This window comes from Spinactinospora alkalitolerans, assembly GCF_013408795.1.
GTDB lineage: Bacteria > Actinomycetota > Actinomycetes > Streptosporangiales > Streptosporangiaceae > Spinactinospora > Spinactinospora alkalitolerans.
The window spans coordinates 4426188-4445767 of sequence record NZ_JACCCC010000001.1 but is presented as its reverse complement, the minus strand read 5'-3'; the positions used below and the strand labels follow the sequence as shown (position 1 = coordinate 4445767).

At 70.4% G+C, this 19580-nt stretch carries 17 protein-coding genes; 5 read left to right on the top strand and 12 right to left on the bottom strand.

Features of this window, described 5'->3' with window-relative positions; genetic code table 11:
* The first annotated feature begins 37 nt into the window (after positions 1-37).
* Both HDA32_RS19730 and HDA32_RS19725 read left to right on the top strand, forming a co-directional pair.
* Positions 38-667: an SACE_7040 family transcriptional regulator gene (locus HDA32_RS19730; protein WP_179644628.1), complete on the top strand. Its 630-nt coding sequence runs from the start codon at positions 38-40 to the stop codon at positions 665-667.
* A gap of 204 nt (positions 668-871) precedes the next feature.
* Entirely contained in the window at positions 872-2239 is a 1368-nt protein-coding gene (locus HDA32_RS19725; protein WP_179644627.1) for an NAD(P)/FAD-dependent oxidoreductase, read from the top strand.
* 64 nt (positions 2240-2303) lie between these two features.
* On the opposite strand, the gene HDA32_RS19720 is transcribed toward HDA32_RS19725, so the two are convergent.
* The 3 genes from HDA32_RS19720 to HDA32_RS19710 all read right to left on the bottom strand — a co-directional run bounded on the left by HDA32_RS19720 (position 2304) and on the right by HDA32_RS19710 (position 3731).
* Complete coding sequence (locus tag HDA32_RS19720) at positions 2304-2513, bottom strand: heavy-metal-associated domain-containing protein (RefSeq protein WP_179644626.1); 210 nt, start codon at positions 2511-2513, stop codon at positions 2304-2306.
* Between the two features lie 86 nt (positions 2514-2599).
* Entirely contained in the window at positions 2600-2887 is a 288-nt protein-coding gene (locus HDA32_RS19715) for a metal-sensitive transcriptional regulator (protein WP_179644625.1), read from the bottom strand.
* A 238-nt stretch (positions 2888-3125) separates the two neighbouring features.
* A complete protein-coding gene (locus HDA32_RS19710; RefSeq protein WP_179644624.1) occupies positions 3126-3731 on the bottom strand; it encodes a hypothetical protein in 606 nt (201 codons plus the stop codon).
* Positions 3732-3980: 249 nt separating this feature from the next.
* Between HDA32_RS19710 and HDA32_RS19705 the strand changes: the two genes are divergently transcribed.
* The 3 genes from HDA32_RS19705 (at position 3981) to HDA32_RS19695 (ending at position 5871) form a co-directional block, all read left to right on the top strand.
* Positions 3981-4235, top strand: a complete 255-nt coding sequence (locus HDA32_RS19705) for a DUF2630 family protein (RefSeq protein WP_179644623.1) — start codon at positions 3981-3983, stop codon at positions 4233-4235.
* A gap of 249 nt (positions 4236-4484) precedes the next feature.
* Complete coding sequence (locus HDA32_RS19700) at positions 4485-5099, top strand: DUF4126 domain-containing protein (protein ID WP_179644622.1); 615 nt, start codon at positions 4485-4487, stop codon at positions 5097-5099.
* A 73-nt stretch (positions 5100-5172) separates the two neighbouring features.
* Complete coding sequence (locus tag HDA32_RS19695; protein WP_179644621.1) at positions 5173-5871, top strand: HAD family hydrolase; 699 nt, start codon at positions 5173-5175, stop codon at positions 5869-5871.
* A 307-nt stretch (positions 5872-6178) separates the two neighbouring features.
* On the opposite strand, the gene HDA32_RS32120 is transcribed toward HDA32_RS19695, so the two are convergent.
* The 9 genes from HDA32_RS32120 to HDA32_RS19655 form a co-directional block, all read right to left on the bottom strand.
* Positions 6179-6502, bottom strand: coding sequence for an MBL fold metallo-hydrolase (locus HDA32_RS32120; protein WP_344732316.1), 324 nt, complete (start codon positions 6500-6502; stop codon positions 6179-6181).
* On the bottom strand, positions 6417-6776 hold the full coding sequence (locus HDA32_RS32115; protein ID WP_344732314.1) for an MBL fold metallo-hydrolase: 360 nt from the start codon (positions 6774-6776) through the stop codon (positions 6417-6419). The genes HDA32_RS32120 and HDA32_RS32115 overlap by 86 nt, the downstream gene beginning before the upstream one ends.
* Positions 6777-7076: 300 nt before the next feature.
* Entirely contained in the window at positions 7077-7445 is a 369-nt protein-coding gene (locus tag HDA32_RS19685; protein WP_179644620.1) for a hypothetical protein, read from the bottom strand.
* Positions 7442-8962, bottom strand: coding sequence for an AAA family ATPase (locus tag HDA32_RS19680; RefSeq protein ID WP_179644619.1), 1521 nt, complete (start codon positions 8960-8962; stop codon positions 7442-7444). Before HDA32_RS19680 ends, HDA32_RS19685 begins: the two co-directional genes overlap by 4 nt.
* Positions 8847-9821: an AAA family ATPase gene (locus tag HDA32_RS19675; RefSeq protein WP_179644618.1), complete on the bottom strand. Its 975-nt coding sequence runs from the start codon at positions 9819-9821 to the stop codon at positions 8847-8849. Before HDA32_RS19675 ends, HDA32_RS19680 begins: the two co-directional genes overlap by 116 nt.
* A 1019-nt stretch (positions 9822-10840) precedes the next feature.
* Complete coding sequence (locus tag HDA32_RS19670) at positions 10841-14107, bottom strand: type I restriction endonuclease subunit R (RefSeq protein ID WP_179644617.1); 3267 nt, start codon at positions 14105-14107, stop codon at positions 10841-10843.
* Between the two features lie 143 nt (positions 14108-14250).
* Positions 14251-15378: a restriction endonuclease subunit S gene (locus HDA32_RS19665; protein WP_179644616.1), complete on the bottom strand. Its 1128-nt coding sequence runs from the start codon at positions 15376-15378 to the stop codon at positions 14251-14253.
* Positions 15375-17024 carry a class I SAM-dependent DNA methyltransferase gene (locus HDA32_RS19660; RefSeq protein ID WP_179644615.1) on the bottom strand — a complete coding sequence of 550 codons (1650 nt, stop codon included), beginning with the start codon at positions 17022-17024 and terminating at the stop codon, positions 15375-15377. Before HDA32_RS19660 ends, HDA32_RS19665 begins: the two co-directional genes overlap by 4 nt.
* Before the next feature lie 215 nt (positions 17025-17239).
* Positions 17240-19327, bottom strand: a complete 2088-nt coding sequence (locus HDA32_RS19655) for a hypothetical protein (protein ID WP_179644614.1) — start codon at positions 19325-19327, stop codon at positions 17240-17242.
* Positions 19328-19580 lie beyond the last annotated feature (253 nt).

The following is a 19580-nucleotide window of genomic DNA, read 5'->3' as shown; positions in this document are numbered from 1 at the left end:
GGCGGGCGGCCGCGCGGCGAAGGCGAACGGGGGAGCGATGGCCAACCGGACTGCGGGAGCGCGCCGGTCGGTGATCCTGCGCGCGGCCGCCGACCTGTTCGCCGCCCGGGGGTTCCACGGCGTCTCGATCGAGGACCTGGGGCGCGCGGTGGGCACCAGTGGGCCGGCGCTGTACCGGCACTTCCCCGGCAAAGACGCCCTGCTCGCGGCCATGCTGCTGGACATCAGCGAACGGCTGGCCGCCGACGGCGAGGCGCGGGTGGCCGCGGCGCGCGACCCGCGCGAGGCCCTGGAGGCGCTGCTGCGCGGCCACATCGCCTTCGCCCTGGGGGAGCCGGCCCTCATCACCGTGCACGACCGGGAGTTGGGCAACGTCCCCGCCCCGGAGCGCCGCCGGATCCGCCGGCTGCAGCGCGGCTACGTCGAGCAGTGGGTGGGGGTGCTCGGCGAACTGCGCCCCGCGGCCCGGCCCGCGTGCCTGCGCGCCGCCGTCCACGCCACGTTCGGCCTGCTCAACTCCACCCCGCACAGCGCGGACGAACTGCCCCCCGAGGCGATGACCGAGCTGCTGCTGGCCATGGGGCGCGCCGCGCTGCTCGCCGAGGCCGCGGAGGACGGTGCGGGGAAGGCCGCGGCCCCGCCGTCCGGCCGGTCCGCGTCGAGGTGAGGCCGCCCGCCGGGTGCAGGGAGCCCGCCGCGGACGTTTGGTGCCGGGGTCTTCGGGCAGCGGCAGCATTGACGGCCTGACCTGCATGGCGCGATCCGTGTGACGCGGCCTGCACGTCCTGGCCCGTGCGACCTAATCCGTACGGTGCCCGCAGTCCTGTGGGCGGTGGGACACCGGATCCGTATGAGGGGAAGTGGTTCGACGATGTCGCGGCCTCGCATCGTGGTGGTCGGCGCCGGTTTCGCGGGCCTGAGCGCACTGCGCCGCCTGGAGCGGCGGATACCGAAGGGCGCGGCCGAGATCGTGCTCATCGCACCCAACGACTACATGCTCTACCAGCCGCTGCTGCCGCAGGTGGCCTCGGGACTGCTGACCCCGCAGTCGATCGCGGTCTCACTGCACCGGCTGCTGCACCGCACCCGCATGGTGCCGGGCGCGGCCATCGGAGTCGACGTGCGGTCGCGCACCGTCGTCGTGCGCAAGATCTCCGGCGAGACGGCCTACGAACCCTACGACCGGCTGGTGCTCGCCCCGGGCAGCAACACCCGCGTCTTCGACATCCCCGGCCTGGTCGAGCACGGCCGCGGCAACAAGAACCTGGCCGAGGCGGTCTACCTGCGCGACCACGTGCTCGCCCAGCTCGAACTGGCCAACGCCAGCGACGACCCGGCCGAGCGCGACGAGCGCTGCACGTTCCTCGTGGTCGGCGGCGGCTACACCGGCGTGGAGACGGCGGCGTCGCTGAAGCTGCTGTGCGAGGAGGCGTGCAAGCGCTACCCGCTGCTGCGCGACCACATCCAGTGGCACCTCATCGACATCGCCCCCAACCTCATGCCTGAGCTGGGGGAGAACCTCGGGCGCAGCGCCATGGAGCTGCTGCGCCAGCGGGGCGTCAAGGTCACGCTGGAGGTCAGCGTCAAGGAGGCCACCGAGGACAAGGTCACCCTCACCGACGACCGGATCCTGCCCTGCCGGTCCCTGATCTGGACCGCCGGCACCTCGCCCAGCCCGCTCATGGGCGGCCTCGGCCTGGAGACGAACAAGGGCAAGCTGGTCGTCGGCCCGGACCTGTCGGTCCCCGACGCCCCGGAGATCTTCGCCATCGGCGACTCCGCCGCGATCCCCGACCTCAGCAAGGACGAGGACGACGCGCTGTGCCCGCCGACGGCCCAGCACGCCGAGCGGCAGGGCCCGGCGGCGGCCGACAACGTCATCGCCTCGCTCCTGGACCGGCCCAAGACGGATTACCGCCACAAGGACCTCGGCCTGCTGGTGGACCTGAGCGGCCGCGACGCGGTCGCCCGCCCGCTGGGCAAGGAGTTCACCGGGATGCCGGCCCTGGCGCTCACCCGCGCCTACCACCTGTACTCGCTGCAGTCGGGGCCCGGCCGGGTGCGCGTCGCCACCAACTGGGCGATCCGTGCGCTGCTGGGCGGTGAGGTCTCGCGCCTGGGCTTCCTCAACAAGACGATCGACACGCTGGTCGACACCGATCAGATCGACCAGTACCTCGACACCGAGCAGGCGCACGAGAAGGTGCTCGTGGCCGGCGGCGCGCACGATCGGGCGTGAACGCACCGGTGCCCGGCCGCCGGATGATCGAGGCGGCCGGGCACCGGCGTCGACGCGGTCGGCCTCAGGCGACGATCTCGTAGCCCGCCTCGTCGACCGCGTCCTTCAACTGCTCGCCGGTCAGCGGCGCCTCGCTGTCGACCGTGACGCGGCCGCTCTCCAGGTCCACGTCCACGGCGGTGACGCCGGGCAGCCCGCCGATTTCCTCCTTGACGGAGCTGACGCAGTGCCCGCAGGTCATGCCGCTGACGGTGATCGTGGTGCTGGTGGCCATCGGTTCACATCCCCTCGTATCGCGGTCGGGTACCGGCCCGGTGCGCACCCGCTGTCGGCGGGGCCGCGGGCGGGCCGGGAAGCGGATCAGGAGCGGACCAGCCGGGCGATGGCGTCGGAGGCCTCGCGCACCTTCTCGTCGGCCTCGTCGCCGCCGTTGGCGACGGCGTCGGCGACGCAGTGCTTGAGGTGCTCGTCCAGCATTGACAGGGCGAACGAGCGCAGTGCCTTGTTCACCGCAGAGGTCTGGGTGAGGACGTCGATGCAGTAGGAGTCGTCCTCCACCATCCGCTGCAGCCCACGGATCTGGCCCTCGATTCGGCGCAGCCGGTTGAGGTGCTGCTGCTTGTTGTCGTGGTAGCCGTAGGTGGCCATGCCGGGGCTCCCTGGTTCCTGTTCTCTTTCTCCGCTTCGCTCAACAATACCCCTGCAGGGTATGTTCCGTCCGCTGCTCCCTTCCGAGGGACGCGGCCCGATGAACGGCGGCCCTTGAGGTGCCGCCCTACGAGTATCGGCGCTGCGCGGGTGCCAACGGGACAAAAGCCGCCGCGACGGATCTTTTCCGAACGCGGCCGGTGCGTGCCGCCCCGCCCGCGGCCTCCCCGCCTCGCCCCTACACCTTCAGCCCGAGCCTGCGCAGCTCCAGCTCCGCGAGCCGGGCGATCGTGGCGTCGTCGCCGGTGCGCCACGCGCCGACCGGGTCGGGGTGCACGCGGGCGAGCCGGCCGATCGGGGCCGAGGACAGCGCGCGCAGCGCCAGCAGCTCACCACCCGCCTCGGGCGACATGGCGCGCAACCGCCTGGCCCCGCTTGCCCGGTGCACCCAGCGCGCCCGCAGCGGCAGCCACGTCGCCAGGACGAACAGCAGCGGCAGCACGGCGGTCAGCAGCGCCAGCACCAGCGCCATGCCCGCCACCGTCTCCTGGAACTGCCGCCCGGCCTCGGTCAGCGCGTCACCGGCCTCGCTCACGCTGGTGAACGGCTTGCTGAGCTGGTCGCCGGCCAGGGGGACGCTCCCGACGCGCTCGGCGGCGTCGCTCATGTTCGAGCTCAGGCCGCCCCCGGCGTCCTCCATCAGCGTGCCGGGCCGCGCGAGCCCGCTGAGCATGTCGTGCAGCGACACCGCGGCCCAGACCCAGGCGGCGATCCAGGCCAGGGCGAACACGTCGCCGAGGAACTGCAGGAAGAAGCGGAGGGGCCGATCGGCATAGATCTTCATCGTGCGCTCCTGGCCGACTCAAGGGCGATCCGGGCGGATCAGGGGGCGAAGACATCCGGGCGTGGCGGGGCATCGGCGCCGCGGCGGCCAGAGGGGTTTCGGTCCTCTTCGCACCGGACCGCCGCCGACGGCCGGATGCCTTCCCCCTGCCGACCCGGTTAACCCGTTCCGCCCCGAAAAGCGAGTGAGCTGCGCGGACGCCGCCGGAATGCTTGCCATCAGGGGCGCGACCGGCCGAACATGGGTCACATGAGTGACGCCAAGAGCCGCGAGGCCGAGATCATCCAGCGCATCGGCGACCTGGTCACCGAGGAGCGCGACCTGCGGGAGCAGCACGAGCACCGGCTGACGCCGGAGGAGCGCCGGCGCATCCGCGACCTGGAGACCGCCCTGGACCAGTGCTGGGACCTGCTGCGCCAGCGCCGGGCGCACGAGGAGTTCGGGCAGGACCCCGAATCCGCGGAGGTCCGCCCGGCCCCGGAGGTGGAGAGCTACCGGCAGTAGGGGGTCTCAAGGGCGCGGGTCCGGAGAGCCGACGCGGCCGCGCGGTGCCGTCGGCGCGTGCGGGGCGGTGCCTCGGCCGCGCGTCCCCGCCCGTGATCCCGGCTCCACTCCTCTCCGGTGACCACAGGCGGTACCGGGACGGAACCGGGCGCGCCGCCGCCGCGTCTCTTCCCGTGACGCCGCACGCCGCGGCGTCCACGGCGCCGTCCCGCGGCGCGCCACGAGACAGCGGGGGCGGGAAGAGATCGCATGCTGGAGGTACTGACCGGAGCCGGGCTGGCCTCGGCCGCCGGTCTCAACGCCTATGTGCCGCTCCTGGCGGTGGGGCTCATCGCCCGCTACACCGACCTGCTGCCGCTGTCGGGCGCCTGGCAGTGGCTGGAGAACCCGGTCGTCCTGGTGGTCGTCGGCCTGCTGCTGGCCGTGGAGCTGGTCGCCGACAAGGTTCCGGCCGTGGACAGCGTCAACGACGTCCTGCAGACCTTCGTCCGGCCGACCTCGGGCGGCATCACCTTCGGCGCCGGAGCCTCGGCGGTCACCGTCACCGACGGCCTCGGCGCCGCCGCCGAGGCTGACGGGGGCTCGTGGTGGCCGGTCGCGGCCGGGGTGCTCATCGCGCTGGCCCTGCACGCGGTCAAGGCGCTGGCCAGGCCGGTGCTCAACGTCGCCACCGGCGGCGTCGGCGCCCCCGTCGTCAGCACCGCCGAGGACGCCGCCAGCACCGTGCTGGCACTGCTGGCCATCCTGGTCCCGCTGATCGTCCTGGCGGTGCTGCCGCTGTCGGCGGTGTTCGCGCTGTGGGTGTGGCGGGCCCGCCGCCGGCGCCGCCGCAGGCGCGCGGTGGAGCGGGACGCGGCGGCCTGACGTCGCCGTTTCGCGCAGGGTGGGGGCGGGGCCGCGGGATCCGGGCCGGACGCGGGCCCATAGAGTGCAGGGCGTGGCAGACAACGCGACGGCCGGGAGCACGGCCCAGAACAGCGATCTCAGGAACGGCGTCACCCACATCGTCTGGGACTGGAACGGAACCCTCCTCAACGACACCGACGCCAACCTGGCCTCGGTCAACCGCCTCTGCGCCGAGTTCGGCCGCGACCCGGTCGACCTGGACTACTGGCGCTCGATCTTCCGCAGGCCGCTCATCCCCTGCTACGAGGAGCTCCTCGGCCGCCCGCTCACCGACGGCGACTGGCAGCGCATCGACACGACCTACCACGACCACTACAAGGGGCTGCTGCCCTCCTGCGACCTCGCCGACGGGGTGCTGGAGGTGCTGCGCGCCTGGAACGCCGGCGGCGGCACCCAGTCGCTGCTGTCCATGGCCTCCCACGACCACCTCGTGCCGCTGATCGCCGACCGCGGGCTGACCGAGCACTTCACCAGGGTCGACGGCCGCCGCTACGACGCCGAGCACGACTCCAAGGCCGAGCACCTGGTCGAGCACCTGCGCGCCCAGGACGCCGACCCGGCCGCGACCGTGCTCATCGGCGACATCGACGACGACGCCCACGCCGCGACCGCCGCCGGTGCGCACGCGATCCTGGTCGCCACCGGCATGATGAGCCGCACCCGCCTGGAGGCCACCGGCCACCCCGTCGCCGAGACCCCGGCCGAAGCGGTGGCGATGCTGTACCGCTGAGATCGTTGATGGGGACTGGAAGCTGTGGCCACAATCCTTTCGTTCGCCACCGCATGACGTGGGAAGGCTGTCGTCAGCGCGTCAGCGGTGGCGGCGCGAAAGGTCGCGCCGCACGGTTCGGGCCGGTCGCCCGCCCCAGGCGGCCGTGGTCTTGAGCGGCGGTCTTCTCGCGCCCTTTCACGTTGCCAGACGCTTCGCGCCTGACAACAGCCTCACCAGACCCGCAGGACCACAACAGGGCCTGGAGACAATCCCCGCCTTCTCCATCAACGATCTGAGGCAGCAGGGAACCGCCGCCGATGCGGGATCAGCCGGGGAGGTCGGCGGCGTCCTCCGCCGCGGCGTGCAGTGCGGCGGCCGCGTCGCCGATGATCGGCGGCCCGTGCCCGAAGCACGCGGTCGAGGTCTCCAGCCCGGCGAGCCGGTGCAGTGATTCGATCGCCCGGTCGCGGTCGGTGTTGAAGACGCCGAGCACGGTCTGCTCGACGTCGGCCACCGCGTCGCCGGTGAACAGCACATCGGGGCCTTCGAGGTGCAGCGCGACGCTACTGTCGGTGTGGCCGGGGATCGACAGCACGCGGGCGCCGCCGCCGAATTCGAGGACGTCGCCGTCGTCGACCTCGCGGTCCACCCGACACGGCGGTGCGGGCGGGATCGGCGGCAGGCCCTCGTGGATGGGGCGCTCCCAGTCGGTCAGGACCGGAGGGGGGTTCGGGCACCGCCCCGCGGATGACGGGTGCGTCGAGGCGGTGCGCGACCACCTCGACGCCGCCCCGGTCGGCGATGTCGGCCGCGGCGCCGGCGTGGTCGGCGTGCGAGTGGGTGAGGACCAGCCGGACGACCCGGTCGGGGTCCATGCCCGCCGACCGCAGCGCCTCGGCGATCAGCGGCGCCGAACCGGGCACACCGCTGTCGACCAGGGTCAGCGCGCCGCCGTCGTCCTATACGTAGACCTGACCGAAGTCCGGCGTGATCATACGCAGGCGGGGCAGCACCTCGACGATCTCCATGCCGAAAGTAAACCCGCGCCCTCCGCCCCCGATCCAGCCTTTCTGCTGAGGGGAGAGCGGCTCCGGAAGGCCCGCCCGGCGCCCGCAGCACGGACGCCGGACGGCCCGCCGAGCGGACCGGACCGACCGCTGCGGGTGGCCCGGTCCGCAGCGGCGGATGTGAACCGACCGCGCCGGAATGCGGATCTTTCCACATCACGACGGGGAGTCGGACAGCGCCTGGACAACCTCGGCGACCTCCTCGCGCCAGGAGCGCAGCTCGGCCGCGCTCGGGGCGAAGCCGTAGGAGTGGTAGTGACAGGCCCGGCTCAGAACGCCCCAGGAGGCCGACCAGCGGCCGGACGCGCCGGGGCCGCTGTAGAACTCCAGGCACAGCGAGCGCACGTGCGGGCTGCATCCGTTCAGCTCCGGGCGGGTCCGGCTCCAGTACCGGCGCAGGGCCTCCTCCAGCGCCAGGCGGAGCAGGAAGGCGGCGGCCCGGTGGCGGGCACCGATCGCGGCGCCCGAGGACGGGGCGAGCAGGCCGTCCGCGCGGGCCAGAAGCTCAGAGGGCGATGCCGTCACAGCCCACGCACCTCCTTGGCCAGCCGCCGGGTGTTGCGGAGGAAGACCTCGGGATCGGGGATCTCCACGGACTCATGCGCGCCCTTGTTGCAGTCCACCACCAGTTCGGCGGCCCACCCCCCGTAGGTTCGCCGCAGGTACGGGAGCACCTCGGGAGCGCGGCACGGGTCTCCGTACAGGGCCAGAGCGGCCAGGGCGGTGAGCTTGCGCGCCTTGCCGAGCTTCTCGTTGATCTTGGCGTGCTCATGGCCGTCCCGGAGCAGCCGACGCCAGACGGGCTCCAGGAACGCAGCCTCCAGCGCGTTCCGGCAGAGCCCGGGCAGCACCAGCGAGATCACCTCGGTCGTCACGCCCCTGTCCCTGACCAGCTCCCCGGATTCGTGCAGTGCCTGCTCAACGGGGTCGGTGGCCGTGCTGACGTGTACCCGGGACCGTTCCTTGCGGGTCACCTCCAGAATGGTCGCGGGGAGCCGCTGGTACCGGATCGAGTCGGCGAGGCGGGTGTCGTGGGTGAACACGACGATCTGCCGCGTCTCGGCGATCGTGTCCAGGACCTTGGCCAGCCCGTCGACCTTCGCGGGATCCATGGACTGCACCGGGTCGTCGATGACCAGGAACTTGAACGGGCTCTCCGGTGAGGCGGCCCGGGGCAGGAACAGGGACAGCGCGAGCGAGTGCAGTTCGCCCTGGCTCATGACGCCGAGCGCGGGCGCCTCGATGTCGTCGACGGCGACATCGAGGACCACCCTGCGCTGGTTGGTCGCTCCAGCCAGCTGGACGGAGCCGAGCGCCACGCTGCTCTGCCGGCGCAGCAGGCTCCAGTAGAGCTGGGACATCTCGGCGAGCGGCCGCATCCGGTCGTCGCGCAGGTCGTCGTGGGCCGCCCTGAGCCATTTGCGGGCGGCTTTGGCGTCGGTCAGCTCGGCGCGGCCGGCCTCGGCCTCGTCGGCGCGCGAGAGCCAGGCCGCGAGCCGGGTCGCGGCGTCGAACCAGCCGCCGTCCAGGGCGGCCAGCTCCGCGGCCGCGTCCTCGCGGGCCTTCCGGCATGCCTCGGCGAGCTCGATCCCGTTGAGCTCGACCGCGAGGGCGAGATCGGACGGGTCTGCAAGGGATCGGCAGGCCGCCCACTTCCGCCACACGGCCGACAGCTCGGCCGGGAGCCAGGCGGGCGGGTTCTCCACCAGCCCCCGTGCCGCTTGGGCGGCGGCGTCCAGTTCGCGCCGTGCCTCATGGGCCTGGCGGCTCTCCTCCCGCAGAAGCGCGACCTGCTCGACGGTCTGTTCCGCCCACACCGCATCGAGCCGGTCGGCGCTCCCGCAGACCGGGCACGCGAGCTCATCGGGGTGGCGGCGGTGGTAGGACAGTGCGCGCTCCAGCAGGTCGGCGCGCTGCCGGGCGGTCTCACCAGAGGAGTCGCGGACGCCGGCCACCGCGCGGACGGCGGCCCGCAGGCGTTCCACCGCGGCCGCCACGGCCTCCGGGGCGGGGCCGCTCAGCTCGCTGAGCCGACGCAGCATCGCCAGCCGCCCGTCGTCGGGGGCGTGCCGTCCGGTGAGAAGTGCCCGGATCCGGCTTGTGCCCGGTGAGTGCGTCGACGGCCTCGCGGGCGCGGGGGTCGTCCAGCGCGCTCAGTTCCTCGATCAGCCCGGGTTTCTCGGCGTTGACCTGCTTGACCGCGGTGTCAAGCCGCTTGGCGCGCTCGCGCAGCCGCTTGTCCGCGGTGGAGAGTGCCTCAAGACCGAGAATGGTGGCGACCGCGTCGTACATGTCGCTGGGGCGGCCGCTGATGATCTGGCCGAGTTCGGAGTAGGAAAGGAACGGCCGGTACAGGCTGAGGCCCTGCTCCCAGCCGAGTGAGGACAGAGTGGTCGTACCCGAGGAGGACCGGAGCTCGGCCCGGGAGTCGGCGACGTCTTCGCCCTGCCAGGCACGGTGGACGGTGGCGGCTTCGGCGTCGCCGGGGAGGAACAGCTCGACCTCCACCTGAGGGTCCCCGTTGTGGTGGAGATTGCGCCAGCTGCGCCGCCAGATGTCGGACCGGGACTTCCACCGCGCGTTGTCGCCGGTGAGAGCGATCTCGATGCCTTCGGCGAAGCTCGACTTCCCGGAACCGTTGGGCCCGGTGACCAGTGTGAGACCGGGCTTGGGAGCGATGTCGAGGCGGCAGTGCTCTCCGATGCCGCGGAAGCCCCGCACCGCCACCGATTTCAGATACGCCGTCTTCGGTGCGATGGAGGGCCCGGCCTCTTCCTCGAACGCGTCGAGAAGGAGCTTCCGGGCGCCGGGGGCCAGGCCGGAGTCGGCGAGCCTGGCTTCGAGGAGGTCGCGCAGCGCGCCTGCGCGCGGCTTTTCGGAGGGGGTGGCGGATTGGGTCACTTCGGTCTCCAAGCAGATGAAAGGGAAGTGCTGCATGGACCTCTGAGGGGAGTGCGGCGCTGACTCGTGGGGATCGCCGCTGCCTCTGCGGTGTGACCAGAAAAGCAGCTCTCGACCTTATATGCATCATCTATTCTTGGTAAGGCCCCTTATCAGTAGATATTGTACTCACGTCCGTTTTCTCGGATGTGTGAAAAGGGCCCTGCGGAGCTTTTCAATCAATGCCGTGAAGTCAAGGTCCGCGGGTCGAGGGCAAGCCGGTGGCCGAGAGGGCTCCCTGTGGCCGAGCACAGCTGAGAATGCTGCGGTCAGCGCGCCAGCGCTGGCCGCGCGGAAGGTCGCGCTCAGCCTTTTGCGCGCCAGAGCCCGGCCACAGGACTGCACAAGCGCCGGTACCGCGACCTTTCGTGTCGCCAGACGCTGCGCGCTGACGACAGCCCGACCCCGCAGGCTCCGGCTGAGGGAGCCCTGGACCTCCACGTCCCTAGACAAACACCACCCAACTCTGAACTCCACGGCATTGGCTCTTCAATGTTGCGTGGGGGCGGGTGATCAGGCAGCTCGGGTTGTTCGGGCGGCCACGATCTGCTGTGCGGCCCTGTGGTCGGCCGGGTGGCGGTGGTCTTCACTGGAAAAGCGGCGCCAAGGGCGGTGGTGGGCCCGGGATGGCGTGAAGGGCGCGCGCCGTGTCTCCTCGCGCGACGATCATGCTGCTTTTGCCATGTTCACCCGGCTCCGGTGGCAAAAACAGCACGATCGTTCCGACAAGACCGCCTGCCGCCCGGCATTGAGGCAGGGCCGCAGCAGCAGACCGCGGCCGCCAGACCGCCGGGCGCGCCACACAATTTTTGCAGAACTCAGTGGGAAGAAGACGGGAGTGGACGTCTGCGGGTCGGCGAACTCCAGAAGGTCGCCCCGGAATGGGCTGAGGAGCTCTGCGGAGAACGGTAGGCGTGGGCGTGTCCGTATCGGGCGACCGATGAAAAAGGGGCCCGCCCGTTTTCGGGCGGGCCCTGCCGTCAGCGGGAGCTCCAGTACTCGGCGTAGGACTCGGCCTGGAACAGCACCTGGTCGACGGCCGACTCCTGGGCGTCCGGCGGGTAGCCGTGCTTCTTCAGCAGCCGCTTGACCTTGCTGCGCAGCAGCGCCTTGACCTGTATACGCTGCGACCAGTCCACGGACGCGTCCTCCTTGACCCGCTTCACCAGGTCGCGGGCGATCACGGCAAGTTTGCCGTCGCCGAGTTCCCGCACTGCGGACTCGTTCTGCGCGACCGCGTCGTAGAAGGCGAGCTCGTCCTCGTCCAGGCCGAGTTCGGCGGCGCGCCCCCGGTCGGCGGAGACCTCCTTGGCGAACTCCACCAGTTCGGCGATGACCGCGGCGGCGGTGAGCGCTCCGTTGGTGTAGCGGTTCATCGTCTTCATCAGCTTCTCGATGAACCCCTCCTGCTTGACGACGTTGTGCGGGTACACCGCCTTGACCTCGCGCTCGATCGCCCGGCGCAGCGCCTCGATCGCCAGGTTGGGGCGGCTGCTCTCCTTCAGCCTGCGGATGAAGTCCTCGTCCAGGTGGGACAGGTCCGGCTTCTCCAACCCCGCCGCCTCGTAGATGTCCACGACCTCGTCGGCGGCGACGGCACCGGCGGTGAGCTGGCGGATCGCCAGCTCCACGTCGGCGGCCGAGGCCATCCCGCGGGCCGCCTTCTCCTCGGCGCTGAGCTTGCCGAGGTAGCGCCGCACCGACTCGAAGAACTCCAGGTCGGGCAGGAGCGGTCGCAGATCCGCCTCGGTCGGGCACAGGGAGAACGCCCGGGACAGCTTGCGCGCGTGGTCGGTGAACCGCTGGACCAGCGTCGGTTTGCCCTCCTCCAGATCCGGCTCGGGCCGCTTGAGGAAGTCCACGGCGTCGAGAACCGCGTTCAAGAACGCCTTGGGCCTGCCGGAGTCGCGCTTGACCCGCCAGTTCAGGCCGTGCAGCATCCCGTCGAGGATGTGGTGCTGTTGCTTGACCAGCGTGACGGCCTCCTCTACCGCCTCGCCGATCGGCTTCTCCCGCTGGTCGGTGAGGGTGTACTTGGCCAGCGCCTCGGTCAGCCGGTCGGCGATGCCGAGGAAGTCCACCACCAGTCCGGCCGGCTTCTCCCCGAAGCGGCGGTTCACCCGGGCGATCGCCTGCATCAGCGCCGCGTCGCGCATCGGCTTGTCCAGGTAGAGGGTGTGCAGGGGAGGGGAGTCGAACCCGGTCAGCCACAGCGACTGGACGATCACCAGCTCCAGCTCGTCCTCCGGGTCGGTCGCCCGCCGCTGGATCGCCTTGATCTGCCCCGGAGTGCGGACGTGCTCCCGGACCGGCTGCCGGTCGGCGGCGTCACCGGTGTAGACGCACTTGATGGTGCCCGTCGCGTCGTCGTCGGAGTGCCAGGACGGCCGCAGCCTGGTGATCGCCGCGTACAGCTCGGCGCAGATCCGTCTGCTCAGGCCCACGATCATCGCCTTGCCGGGGACGGGGCGGGGATGATCGCCGGTGGTGGTCAGCAGCTTGCGCATCTCCTCGCGGCGCCGTTCCCAGTGGGCCACGATGTCGGCGGCGAGCCGTTCGATCCGGTCCGGTGCCCCCACCACGTCCTCGTAGGCGGCCAGGGCGCGGCCGGCGCGCTTGCGTTCCTCCTCGTCCAGGTCGGCGGTGAGCTCCTCGGCGCGGCCGTCCAGCAGCTCGGGGTCGATGTCCTTGGGCAGGGAGACGGGGATGTGCCGGTTCTCGTAGTAGACCCGCACGGTCGCGCCGTCGCGCACGGCCCGGGACAGGTCGTAGACGTCGATGTAGTCGCCGAAGACCGAACGGGTGTTGCGGTCGTCCTCGGAGATCGGGGTGCCGGTGAAGGCGATGTAGGCGGCGTTGGGCAGCGCGTCGCGCAGGTTCTTGGCGAAGCCTTCGAGCAGGCCGTAGTGGCTGCGGTGCGCCTCGTCCACGATGACGACGACGTTGCGCCGGGTGGTCAGCACCCGATGGTCGAGCCCGGCCTCCTTCTCCTCCTTGGAGACCCGGAACTTCTGCAGCGTGGAGAACACGATCCCGCCGGAGGGTCGCTCCAGCAGGTGGCTCAGCTGCTCGGTCCGCTCCGCCTGCTGCGGCTCCTCGGGCAGCAGGTCGGAGGCCGCGAAGCCGGTGTAAAGCTGGTTGTCCAGGTCCAGGCGGTCGGTGAGGACGACGATGGTGGGGTTGCGCAGCGCGGGGTGCTTTAGCGCCTTCGCGGCGTAGAACTCCATCTCCTTGCTCTTGCCGGAGCCCTGGGTGTGCCAGACGACGCCGATCCGGCCGTCACCGGCCACGGCGGTCACGGTGGCGCTGATCGCCTCGTTGACCGCTTTGTACTGGTGGGCCTTTGCCAGCCGGACGGTGTCGACCGCGTTGCCGTTGTCCCGGGAGAACGCGAGGAAGTTCTCCAGCAGGTCCAGGAACCGGACCGGGGCGAACACCCCGGCGACGAGGGTCTCCAGCGCGGTGGGCCGGGACTCGTCGTCGCGGTCGGTCGCCAGCGCGATCGGGTCGCCCTCCTCGTCGACGTCCCACGGGGCCATGTGCTCCCAGGGGGTGTGCAGGGTTCCGACGCGGGCGGTGATGCCGTCGGAGGCCACGGCGAAGGCGACGGGGGCGAGCGCGGTCGCGCCGTACTCGTCCCGGTAGGTGTGCAGCTGGGCGTGCGCCTCGCGGCTGCCGTCGGTGGCGCCGGCGGCCTTCAGCTCGAACACGGCCAGCGGGAGCCCGTTGACGTAGCCGACCACGTCCAGCCGCCGGGTGCGGGTCCGCGAGGAGCCGCCGGCGGGGTCCTTGACGGTGACCTGGCTCGCGGCGAGGAACTCGTTGGCGTGCGGGGCGGTGAAGTCCAGCGCCCAGGCGGTCTCGGTGACGGTCTGCCCGCTGTCGGGGTCGGTGACCTCCACCTTCACGCCTTTGGTGATGAGGGTGTGCAGGCGGTGGAACTCGTGGAACGGGTCGGCGCTCTCACGCTTGGCGAACTCCTCGACGACCTCGGCCACGGCGTCGGCGGGCAGCTGCGGGTTGATCCGGGTGACGGCGGCGGCCAGGCGCTTGGGGAGGAGGAGGTCGTCCCAGGCCCGCCGCTCCCCGGACCCATCGCGACGCGGGGCGAGCTCGTGGCCGGGAACGTGCTCCCACCCGCACGGCTCGGCCAGCCACTCCAGGGCCCAGGCCTCCCACTGGGCCTCATCGGGATCGCGGGGGTAGTCGGGGAGGGCGGAGAGAGCGTCATCGGGGTACTGGCTCATCATCGGTCTCCTTCGACGGTCGCGCCAGCGGGTGGGGATGGGGATTGGGGGATGAGGAGGGATGGTGGGGGTGGGGTGTGTGCCGGGGCGCTGGGGACGTGCGCTCCGACGGGTGGAGCGGAGTAGAGAGGCAGGGGCAGGAGTCAGACCGCGTCGGAGCCCTCGCGCTCGGCGTCCTTGATCCGGAGCTCCCCGGAGATCAGCTTGGGGAGGAGAGTGTCACGGAGGGCGGCGAGGGTGTGGTTTTCGCGAAGCGCATGGTCTCCGGAGCGTTCCAGAGCCTGAATGTCGTCCGCCAGGCGAGGCCAGGACATCTCTTCGGGAACCTGGAGGGAGAAAGACCCCAGCTTGGCCCGACTAAGTTCGGTCTGACCGGTGCTTCCTTCGCCGAGGCGTTCAATCTCACTTTGAGAGCGCAGAAGCGCGAGTGCGCCGATGATCTGTGGAATAACGGCTTCATTTATGCGAACGATGGTCACATGCGTATCGCAAGTTGCCTCTACGTCGTGTGTCCACAAGGAAACTCGCCCGAGAGTTCCAACGCCGGTTGAGTTCACCAATACATCGCCGGACTGGAGAACCCTTTCCGGGCGCACCTTTTCGCGAAGTGTCTTACGCGATGGTGAAAGGTCGACCCGTCCGCCTCTCACGCACTTCTGGTTGACGACTGTCAACTGCTGATCGTCGTCCGTGTACTTCGGAGTTCCGCCCCGGGTCAGTAGCGAACTGATGGCAGAGACAGTGGTAGTCCTGCCAGACCTTAGTGTGTCCTTCTCGAAGAGAGACAAGGCAAGCTGACGTGAGCTGTCAGCGATCCGCTCGTTGACCGCGATCTTGTCGTCCAGTGCGCCGAGTAGCGACGCAATCTTATCTTGCTCGCTAATCGGTGGGACTGTGACAGTGACCGATCTAATATAATTCCGGTTCAACATAGGCTGGGCGGCTCCAGAGTTGTAGCCGGAAAAATCTATACAGCGGAGCATGCTGTAGATGAAGCGTGGGTTGTTTCCTAGGAAGTCTTCAACAAATAGAGAAGTATTTAGTGGCCAGAAATCTTGTGTAACGTAAGTGGCAACACCCATCGAAGCGCCAGCGCGCCCTAAGACCACGCCTGGCCCTTTGATTGGGCCTTCGCTATGCCAACCACTTATGCCAGCTGCGCCTACGACAGGGAAGATCCCAGGAGCCCTCTTGTTGGTAGCCAGATCAAAACCACGTTTGAGCTTGATAACTTTCTTCAGAGGAAGATCGCTCCAGGATGCTGAGGTCATCCGATCCTCCCCAACTGTTCCCTGACTACGGCCTCCAGCCGAGTCGACTTCTCGAAGTGCCCGAACAGCTCCTTCGTCAGACGGGCGATCTTCTCTTCCACCGGTTCGGCGTCCGGGTCTTCCTCGACCTCGGCCGCGCCCACGTACCGACCCGGCGTCAGGATGAAGTCGTGTTCGCGGATCTCGGCCAGTTCTGCCGACTTGCAGAAGCCGCCCACGTCCTCGTACTTCAGCTCCGCTTCCTTCGCGGACTCGGTTCCGAGCCAGGCGTGGAAGGTGCCCGCGATGCGGCCGATCTCCTCGTCCGTCAGCTCCTTCTCGGTGCGACTGATCATCTGCCCGAGGTGGCGGGCGTCGATGAACAGCACCTGGCCGCGCCGGTCGACCGAACCCCGTCCGCTCCCGGCGCTCTTATCGCGGGCCAGGAACCACAGGCACGCCGGGATCTGCGTGGAACGGAAGAGCTGCCCCGGCAGCGCCACCATGCACGCCACCAGGTCGTCCTCAACCATGGCGCGGCGGATGTCGCCCTCGCCGGACTGCTTGCTGCTCATCGAACCGTTGGCCAGCACGACGCCCGCCCGGCCCGTCTTCGGTGCCGTCTTGTAGGCCATGTGCTGCAGCCAGGCGTAATTGGCGTTGCCGACCGGCGGTGCGCCGTACTGCCAGCGCGGGTCCATCACCAGCCTGTCGCCGCCCCAGTCGGAGATGTTGAACGGCGGATTGGCCATGACCACGTTGAAGCGCATATCAGGATGCTCGTCATCGTGGAAGGTGTCGCCCCACTTGTTGCCGAGGTTGGCACCGATGCCATGGATGGCGAGGTTCATCTTGGCCAGCCGCCAGGTGTTCTGATTCAGCTCCTGGCCGTAGACGGCGATGTCCTTGGAACTGCCGCCGTGGCTCTCGATGAACTTCTCGGCCTGCACGAACATGCCGCCCGAGCCGCACGCCGGGTCGTAGACCCGCTCGTTCCTCTGCGGTTCCAGCATCGCGACGAGCAGCTTCACCACGCTCGCCGGGGTGTAGTACTCACCGCCCCGGCGTCCTTCGGCCAGCGCGAACTTGGCCAGGCAGTACTCGTAGACCTCACCAAGCACGTCTCGGGCGCTGCGCCGGCGCCCCTGCTCGTCGAGCTGTTCGCCGAAGCCGATCCGGTTGATCAGGTCGACCAGCTCGCCGAGCCGCCGCTCGTCGACGCCCCGGGCGTTGAACAGTCCCTGCGGCAGCGCGCCCTTCAGGTCCGGGTTGGCGTTGCCCACGGCCTTCATCGCGTCGTCGAGGAGCTTGCCGACGCTGTCCTCGCCCGAGGAGGTCTTGGCCCGCTCGGCGATGGACTCCCAGCGCGCCGCCTGCGGGACCCAGAAGACGCCGTAGCCGGTGTACTCGTCCCGGTCCTCCAGCAGTTCCAGGATGTCAGTCTCGCTGTAGCCGCCCTCCTCGCGCAGCTCGGCCTCCATCACCGTGCGCCGCTCGGCGAAGGCGTCGGAGACGTACTTGAGAAAGATCAGCCCGAGGACGAAGTGCTTGTACTCGGCAGCGTCCATGCTGCCGCGCAGCTTGTCCGCAGCCTTCCACAGGGTGTCCTTCAGGTCCGCGGACCCGGTGCGGGACGCCTTCTTGGCGCCCCTGCTTCCTGCTACCACGAGGTGGTTCTCCTTCGCTGTTCTTCCGGACCGGAGGTACCGGTCTCAGGGGTGGTCGTTCGCTTGGCGCCGCACTCGGCGGAGCCGCTGTTCATGGAAAGACGTGAGCTTTGGGGCGTGGGCGAGGGTGTGCGGCCTGGCGCGGCCTCGCGCGTGCCACCGGCGCTACGCGCACTGCGACAGCCAACCCCCTTGACCTCCGCCCTTGGAGCCCTCTATTGCCCGGGCGCCTCCGTGTGCTCCTGCGCGGGGACGAAGGGGCGCAGCTGCACCGACAGCGCGCCGTCGGCCGCCCCGGAGGCCAGCGCGTCGCCGAGTTCCTCCAACGCGGTGAGCTGGCGACGGAGCCCTTCGAGCTGGGCGGCGTGCTCGGCCATCGCCTCGTTGAAGAGTCTGGCCTCCTGCGGTGACAGAACCGGGACCTCCACCCCCTCCAGGTCGGCCCGACGGACCAGTGCGCCCCGGCCGCGCCGGGAGTTGCGTCGGGCGCCGAGCACGGCGGCCAGCTGGTGCGGCCAGATCCGCAGTGACGCCATGCGCCCGAGCTGCGCCGCCATGGGGCCGCGCAGCTCGCCGTAGGCTTTGATCCGCAACCCCTGCACGGGAGCGAGGAGCACGCTGCCGCCCGCTTCGTCGACGATCGCGCGCAGCCGGTCGTCGAAGAGGAGGACCACATCACCCGGCTCGGTGACCACCGCCGAGGCGTACTCGGCCAGCGCGAGGGGATCGATCCGGCGTCGGCCGAACGGCAGCTCGCCGAGGACCTCCTCTCGGCCGTAGACCCGCTGGCCGCGCTCGCCCAGATCCTCGGCGCGGATGCGGTGCCCTTGCAGCAGGCGCAGCTGGCCGCTGCGCAGCAACGACCCCAGGCGCTCGTAGCGCACCGGGGCCTTGCGTTCGGACATCTCCAGTCGGTTCAGCCACAGTTGTGCCGGGCCCTGCGTCCCGGCCAGGGCGACGGCGGCCGCGCGCCGGGCATCGGCCGCCGTACCGGCGTGCTCGTCCGGCATGGCTTGGACGGTCAACCGCTGGGACGGCAAGAGCGGCCGGCGGTCCATCAGTTCCCGCAGCGGGATGGAGCGGCAGTTCTCCGTGAGGGATCCTGCGCGGGCGGCGCCGACCGCCTGCACGATCTCCTCCACCCACGGCCCGATCCAGGCGCGGTCGCCGCTGGCGCCGCGAATGCGGCGGCCGTTGCGCTGCGCGACGCGGTCGGCGTCGCACAGCACGACCGAGCCGTCCCCGCTGCCCTCCGCCGCCAGCACGAGCAGCACCAGTTCGGCGCCGGGGCGCGACGGATGGATGCGGCGGGGGAGCTGCACGATGGCGCGCAGGCACCGCCTGCGGAGCAAGGCTTCACGGGAGCGGGCCACCGGCGGCGTGCTGCCGCCGTGCCCGCTGTTCGTCAGCGCCCAGTCCGGAACCACGACGTAGGCGGTGCCGTCCACGCTGAGTCCCGCCACCGCCCGCTCGGCCCAGAGCAGCGGATGCTCGGGGCGGTCGGCGTGCTCGCCGGGCTGGAACGGCGGGTCGGCCACCACGACGTCGGTATCGTCGACGGCGGGGGAGTGCTCAATGAGCTCGGGGTCGGCGACGCCATGGCACCGAAGGCGCAGGGCCAGCAGTTCGCGCAGCGCCGCATCGGGCTCGGTCGCGGTCACCGCATTCGGCTTCCCTGTCGCCAGTAGTGCGGTGAGCATCCCGCCCGTGCTCGCGCACAGGTCCACCACCGCCTGTCCCTCAACGCCGTCGGCCAGGCTCCGGTGGAGCTCGGCGACCAGGGCCGACACCGCGAGCGGGGTCTCGCTCCCGGCCCACTCGACGCCCAGCCGGCCCGCCGCGCCGAGCAACCGTTCGGCCGCTCCCGTGGTGCCCAGGGCCTCCACCAGCGGAGGCACGGCGGCCGAGAGAGCGAGACGGGCCCGGTCGTCCGGGTCTGCCTCCGGCGGTGTGTCGCCGTCTCCGACGATGAGGAGCAGCGCCCGCCGGAGGAGCCGGTCGGGCGGAAGGTCGGAAATCGACGTGATCGCGGCCAGCAGCAGTCCCGCGCGGAACAGGTCGCCGTAGGTGTTCGCGGATTCATTCAGGCCGTCGATGATGCCTGGGGCCGACGCAATGGCCGGAATCGGCCGTCGGCCCAGCCAGTTCGCGACCTCTTCGGAGTCGAAGAGCGGTACGTTCGCAGAGCCGCCGACGGGTGAGGGGAAGTCGGCGTGCCGACGCCGCCAGTTGCTCACGGTGGGCCGCCGCACCTGTGCATAGTCGGCGATCTCGGCCAGGCTGACCAGTGGGGGAGTGGCCAACGCCGACCTCCTTCCGGTATGCGGCGGCGGTTACCGCGTGTCAGTGACAGCAGGACTCTAGAGTCAGTAGAGATAAGTCGCAACAAGTCTCTTTGGTAAGGCCCCTTATCAGGTTTTGAATCGTCTCATCACCTTTGATCGCTGCGTTCGCGGGTCGGGGCGGGATTTTCAAGGCACGGACCTGCTGTGCCGCCGGCGCTGCGCGCACTGCGACAGCCAACCCCCTGTGCGGACCTGGTCATCAAACATCAGT